Source organism: Coriobacteriia bacterium, from assembly GCA_003149935.1.
In the GTDB taxonomy this organism is placed as follows: Bacteria; Actinomycetota; Coriobacteriia; order Coriobacteriales; family QAMH01; genus QAMH01.
Genome location: QAMH01000003.1, coordinates 1 through 6,886, shown reverse-complemented (window position 1 = coordinate 6,886; position 6,886 = coordinate 1). Strand labels below are relative to the sequence as shown.

Here is a 6,886-nt window from a genome sequence, read left to right as displayed (position 1 = left end):
TGCCGAGCGATTCCACGCCGCGGATTTTCGATTTCTTGATCTGGAAACCCTTCTCCTCGCCGGCGGGATAGAGCGTGGCGCCAACAGTTGCCACCACCACGGTCTGTCCGGCGGCCACATTCGGGGCGCCGCAGACAATCTGCACGGGAGCCTCGAGGCCCAGGTCTACGGTGGTGATGTGCAGGTGGTCGCTGTCGGGATGGTCGATGCATGTGAGCACCTTCCCGACAACCACGCCGCGGAGGCCTCCGCGTACTGACTCCACCTCTTCATAAGTGTCGCACTCAAGCCCCAGCGATGTAAGCGCCTGGGTAAGCTCGGCGGGCGAGAGGTCGAAGTCGATATATTCTTTTAACCAGTTGTAAGAAATGTTCATTGGCGGGTAAGAGAAAAATTCATGCAAAGTTACGCAAAGTTCCCGATATCACAAAATTTAGTGTTTGTCTGTCAGGACAATCGCATCAAATCAGGTTTAGGATATGCAATCCTATCGGCAATATTTTACATTAAACAAGTTCTAACAATCACTTTAAACATATTTAACAAATAAAACAAGACAAATGGTTAAATATTGTGTAATTTTGTAGCAATTTAAAAAAATCGTACCAGACATTTAAAAAATTTTGGCTTGCCAATACGGTAATACAGATCAATCAATCAATCAATCACAATCTTTCACCTGACCCTTCCATCGCCTGACAGATAAATCAATCCACATTTATTTATATGAGAAAACTTCTACTTGCTATGTTGCTTGCCGTGACGGCCTCTTCAGCCGCTTGGGCAGCCAACACTCTGAATCTGTCGTATGAGGTCGTCGGCCTCTATGACGACAAGTCGTATGACACCCCGAACTACTATCTCGTATTGTCGGACAGTGAATCAGCGCGTTATGACAACAAGACGGGCAGTGTAAAGCTCGACGCGGGCTATATCGTCGTGCTCGACCTTTACAATCTTCCCTCCAATCCGCTGGCTCTGCAGCCCGGCACCTACGAGTCATCCGACGCGATGACAAAGTTCACCGTCAATCCCGATGAGTCGAAGGTTCAACTCTACATCGCCGGCAAACCCAAAACCGCCGCGATAGAGTCGCCGGTAGTTGTCTCCGTAGACAAAGACGGCGTTTACACCGTGACCGCCACGGCTGTCGACCCCTTCACCAAGGACCCCCTGGATCTGAAATATGTAGGCCGTCTGCCGATTGTAAATGTCAACGAAAAGCCTGCAAGCTTCCCCATGCTCAAGAAAGACCTTCTCAATCTCAATCTTGACAAGGGCGGTATCGCCTACTACTACGGAGTCACCGACTACTCCAACAATGGCGTCACCTACCTGAATCTCTACTCCGAGAAGTTTGACCAGACAACCGGCAGCCTCGTCGGCGACGGCATCAACCTTGCGATGATGATCGCCCACAAGCGAATGAACAGGACCACCTACTGCATTGAGGGTGGCACCTATGTCGACGCCAAGACTTTCGAACGCAACACATGGTATCCCTGCCGCGAAATCGAATACTCGATGGGCTCGGAATATGTTTCAATGCCTTTCGGCTCTTTCATCCGCATCCGCGAGAATGGCGGGGAATATGTCTACGGCTACCTCCAGTCAGGAACCCTGACCATCTCGTTCGACCCCGCCACCAAACAGCTGACCGGCCACCTCGACGCCTACACCGACTTTGGCTATCATGTTACCGCCGAGCTTTCGGGCAATATCCTTTATGATTTCTCCAACGCGTATATCCCCTCGGCTGTCTCCAACCTCACGGATGACGTGGACCTCGACCTCGACTATCTCGCGAAGGGCCGCATGTGGCATATGGGAGAGAAAGCCGGTTGCCGCGCATTCGTCCTCGACCTCGGTTCGCCCGCCGGCAAAGACTCCGACCCCGGCGTTGCCGCTGACCTCATGCGCATCGAATTCTTCGTTCCCAAGAACTCGGCAGTTGTGGCGCCCGGAGTCTACACCGTTGTGCCCAACCGCTGGAACGAAAACGAGCTGAATTCCGGCGGCACATACGAACCCATAACCATCGGTCAGGGATGGTCGGATGTCGACGGCGGTTCGAGCTACCGTCATTTCCAGAAGGATCTCACCTATGTCTATGACCTCTTCGCTCCTGTGGAATCGGGATCCGTCAAAGTAGAGACAACGGATTATTCCAACTACACATTCGAGATCAATCTCTACGACGACGCCGGTTACGCTATCCGCGGACTCTGGAACAACAAACCGGTCGAACTGCAGTATGACCGCGAGGCTCTCGAGAAAGAGCTCGCCGGCGTAGAGTCAGTCTCGGCCGACGCCGACGGCGGTGTATCGGCCATCGTCAATGGCCGCCATATCATTGTGGTCAACGGCGGTGACGCAGCTGTCACACTCTTTGACATGAACGGGCGCGCAGTAATGTCGGGCGATGCCGCCTTCGGGCTCGACGCATCGGCTCTCGCTTCGGGCGTTTATGTGCTTGCAGTGAAAGACAAAGCATTTAAAGTAATTTTGAAATAATTTCAGTATAAGAAAATGAAAGCAAAGAACATTTTACTTGCTCTCGGAACCGTGGCTATGGCCACTTCGGCCTATGCCTACACCGAGACCGTAGAAACAATGACCGTAGAGCTGAACTCGGGCAAGACAGTTGTCTACAACGTCAATGAAATCAACAAGGTATCATTCGGCTCCCACGATGAGACAATCGGTTTCCTCATCACAGGCGCCGACGGCAACGAACTTTACCGCGCCGAGAATATCGCAACTCTTTTCCGCTATGCTCCCGAGGCTGACGGCGCCAACGTGCGGCTGCTGTTCGGCACCGCCGAGAACGCCACCGAGGTTGTCGGTCTCAAAGATGGACAATACTTTGTCGACGTGGAGATGACCAACGCCGGCCTCTACAAAGAAAACATAAACCTCGCCGGCGATGTGACCTCTGCCAAAGTAAGACTTTATGAAGTGACCGACGGCGAGATTTCCGCACCCAAAGAGGTTGTCACCGAGGGCACCCTCTCCACCTCCATCACACCCAAGGGCGTGGTGACCATGGAACTTGACGCCACCTTTGACGACGGATTCGCTGTCCGCGCGTCCTACAAAGGCTCGCCTGCCGATGTGGATGACCTCGAGGCTCTTTTCCCCACTCCCGGCCCGAAGAATGAAGTCTGGTATTACAATCTGGACGGAGAGCTTACCAATAAAACAGCTATTCCAAGCTTCAAGAAGACCCACAGCAGTTACACCGGCCGCTCCAAATATGCAGTGCAGTTCGACAACGACCATGGGAGCATGAAGTGTGAGATCGAGATGAAGCCTGAATTAATCGGTAAGGAAATCAATTTTGCCGCCGCCGAGGATAACGCCGGATCTCCTGATTTCACATTCAGATATGAGGGCATCCAGGTTGCCGGCCCCAACGGCGAATACCGCCTCAGAGGTCTGACCGGCACAATGCAGGTTATCGAGAACGGCGACGGAACCATCACTGTCAAGGCCAATGTCACCAATCTCTATTATAATCCTATGACCTCAGGCAACGGCGGCACCCCCGAGCGCGCTGTCATCAACTTCACAGGGGAGTGCAGCGGACTCTAACAATAACCAAGACCAATGAACAGATACCTTTCAGGCATATTGGCTGTTGCGCTGGGACTGGCGGCGGTTTCCGCCTCCGGACGGACTTTAGCTCCCAATGCGAGGATGCTGCTGGCCGGCCGCAGTCAAGGTATGCCTGCCATTAAGTTCGACACCAGAAACCGGACGGCCTCGGTTGACGACTCACAGGTTGTCGGCGCCTACGTCATGCTCGACGACGAGAAGGCGATAGCCCCCCTTGAGGCCCTCGGCGTGGTGTTCCGGCATAATCATGACGGATTGTTCTACTCTGCCACCATTCCGGTCGACGCCCTTGCGGAAGCGGGGGCTGTCGACGGAGTGAGATATATCTCGCTCGGCAATCGGGTCAATCTTCTCAACGACTATTCCCGCAATGTCGCAGGTGTCGACATCGTGCATAAGAACACCGGCAACACCCTCCCGCGTCCTTTCACAGGCAAAGGGGTGGTGGTCGGGCTTATCGACATCGGTGTGGAGTATGACCATGTGGCGTTCCGCGATGCCGAAGGGAAGACCCGCATCAAGGCTGTCTGGAACCAGCGGTCGATGCGCGGCACACCCCCAGAAGGCTTCGGCTACGGAGCGGAGATAACCGATCCCGAGATGCTCAGCCAGGCGGCCTACGACTCCGCCCAGGAGCTGCACGGATGCCACACGATGGGCACAGCCGCCGGCGGCGACAAGCGTTCGCAGTATTACGGCGTGGCTCCTGAAGCCGACATCGTCTTTGTCAGCCTCGACCAGCAAAACAGCGTCGGCATCGCTGACGGCATCAAATATATCTTTGATTACGCCGACAAAGTTGGCAAGCCTTGTGTGATAAACATGAGCCTCGGCGACCATATCGGTCCCCATAACGGCACATCGCTTCTCGACAAGACCATCGACGCGGCCGTAGGTCCGGGACGTATCATCGTCGGGGCCTGTGGCAACGAAGGCAAAGTCCGACTTCACGCTCAGGAAACCTTCACCGCCGACGACAAACTGCTCAAGACGATGCTCACCCAGGCCCCCGAGACCTCCCACAATATCCATTACCTTGAGATCTGGGGCAAGAACGCCTCCGATCTGAAAGTAAAACTGTGTGTGGTCAACTCTCTGAAAGGCAACATTATAGCCCAGACTCCCCAGGCCGACACCTCTGTCGAGGGGGATGCCGTCGTAAAATCATTCTTCATCGACGAATGCGGCGTCACCACTTCGGTTATCATGGACGCGGAGCACAACCCCATCAACGGTCAGCCCCACGTCACTGTGAAATGCGAGGTGGAAGAGGCTGCCGACGGGCGCCTTGTCGCAGTGTTTGTCGAAGGTGAGGAGGGCCAGACCGTCGACATGTGGAACTACAGTATGAACGAGTTCTCCTCGAATGAAAAACGGGGATGGACCGACGGTACGCACGAGGGCACAGTAGGTGAAATCGGCGGCACCGCCCGCCGCATTATCTCGGTCGGCTCGTTTGATTCGCGTAACCGCATCGACTGGAACTCCGGAGGATATTCCGATATGGCTGATGTGCCCGACTATGAGCAGGGACACCATTCGGTCTTCTCGAGCTACGGTCCCACGGCCGACGGGCGCGTGGTGCCTCATATCCTTGCCGCAGGCAACCCGGTTGTGTCATCCATCAACAAGTACTACTACACGATGGCCGGCGCTACCCTTGACCAGATAAACTACAACACCAACGGTCTCACCCAAGTTGACGGGAAACGCTACTATTACGCCTACAATATCGGCACTTCCATGTCGTCGCCTTTCGTGGCCGGCACTGTCGCCCTCATGCTCGAGGCAAACCCCGCCCTGACTCCCGAGAAGGCTCGCGAGATAATTGTCGCCACGGCCAACACCGAAGACTATATGGGCGCGCTTCCCAACAACACCTACGGCGCCGGCTTAGTCAACACGGCGGCCTGCGTAAAGGGTGCCGTCGAGTCGGCAGGCATCGATGTTCCGACAGCCGACAGCGATTCCGAAGGGATCCGCGTGTGGGCCGAGGGAGCGACCCTGTGGGTTGCGTCGCAGAACGACATCCCCGGCGGTGTGATCTCGGTCTACAACATCTCCGGCTCCCTGCTGGGTTCGTTCCCGACAGAGGGGACGTTGACATCGGTCGACGCTTCCGCCTGGGGCAACGGAGTCTTTTTAGTAAAAGTGGAGGGCAGCAGTGTGGCTTGCAGCCGCAAGGTGGCTATCCGCTGATGATTTAAACAAAATTGAACAGTTATCTGACTGCAATGAAAAAAATACTTTTCACACTCTGTGTGGCGCTCCTTTCGATGGCGCTGTGCGACGGAATCAAGGCCCAGCAGCCCGACGATATCGTCACCTTCGTCAAGATCAACAAGATGGATGGCGCCGTCCACCGCTATGCCCTTCCCGACAAGCCCGTGATCAATTTCGCTGATGACAAGATTGTTGTCAGCGCCCAGGAGCTTGATGGTCTCGACATTCCCCGTTCCGAGGTGTCGCATATCGATTTCGAAAAGGGCAAATACAGCTCGATCGACGCTGCCAACCTCAATCCCGACGACTTCACCTTCGGCTTCGTCGACAACACCACGGTAATTGTCGCTTCTCCGCGGCTCACCCGTGTCGACCTGTTCGACACCGCCGGCCACAAGCTCGCATCCGTAGCCGCCGTCGGCGGTAACGCCACCGTGAGCCTCGCCGATTTCGGCGCCGGTGTCTACATCGTCGTGCCCGACTGCCACGAGGCAATCAAGGTTGTCAGAAAATAATCGCTGACATCCGCGGCACCCTCCCCCGCTGACGGTGCCGCCAAATCATATCCCCGGGGCGGTGTGTCAGAATCACGTATTCCGACACACCGCCTTGTTTTTTGTTAAAAAAGTTGTAAATTTGCAGCGAAATTCTGTGAGGAATTTCAAGAGTGCTATATAATTAAGGTGTAATTATCACATCTGAATGGTTTCCCATACATCAGGGGAATCTTTATAAGGGTTCCCTTTTTATCCAAGGTATTTTTCTAAGGTATTATGTCAATAACTGGTAAAATTGAATTCCGGCCGAAGCTGTGGTCGGCTCTGCGGCATTACAACGGGCAGAAGTTCCAGGCCGACCTCACCGCCGGTGTGGTGGTGGGCATCGTGGCGCTCCCCCTTGCCATCGCATTTGCCATCGCATCGGGCGTAAGCCCCGCCGTGGGTCTGATCACCGCCATCTTAGGCGGTTTCATGGTCTCGGCATTCGGCGGCAACTCGGTGCAGATCGGCGGCCCCACGGGCGCTTTCATCGTCATCGTCTACGG

At 54.9% G+C, this 6,886-nt stretch carries 6 protein-coding genes; 5 read left to right on the top strand and 1 reads right to left on the bottom strand.

Features of this window, described 5'->3' with window-relative positions; genetic code table 11:
• The coding region (locus DBY20_00645; protein PWL80127.1) for a phenylalanine--tRNA ligase subunit beta at positions 1–376 on the bottom strand (376 nt) is incomplete at its 3' end.
• A gap of 350 nt (positions 377–726) precedes the next feature.
• On the opposite strand from DBY20_00645, the gene DBY20_00640 reads away from it, so the two are divergent.
• The 5 genes from DBY20_00640 to DBY20_00620 form a co-directional block, all read left to right on the top strand.
• Positions 727–2,514, top strand: coding sequence for a hypothetical protein (locus DBY20_00640; protein ID PWL80126.1), 1,788 nt, complete (start codon positions 727–729; stop codon positions 2,512–2,514).
• 57 nt (positions 2,515–2,571) lie between these two features.
• A complete protein-coding gene (locus tag DBY20_00635; GenBank protein PWL80125.1) occupies positions 2,572–3,594 on the top strand; it encodes a hypothetical protein in 1,023 nt (340 codons plus the stop codon).
• Between the two features lie 15 nt (positions 3,595–3,609).
• Positions 3,610–5,817 carry a hypothetical protein gene (locus DBY20_00630; protein ID PWL80124.1) on the top strand — a complete coding sequence of 736 codons (2,208 nt, stop codon included), beginning with the start codon at positions 3,610–3,612 and terminating at the stop codon, positions 5,815–5,817.
• Positions 5,818–5,879: 62 nt separating this feature from the next.
• The gene (locus tag DBY20_00625; protein ID PWL80123.1) at positions 5,880–6,356 is read left to right on the top strand and encodes a hypothetical protein; all 477 of its coding nucleotides are present in this window, start codon (positions 5,880–5,882) and stop codon (positions 6,354–6,356) included.
• 258 nt (positions 6,357–6,614) lie between these two features.
• On the top strand, positions 6,615–6,886 hold a 272-nt coding region (locus DBY20_00620; protein ID PWL80128.1), incomplete at its 3' end, for a sodium-independent anion transporter.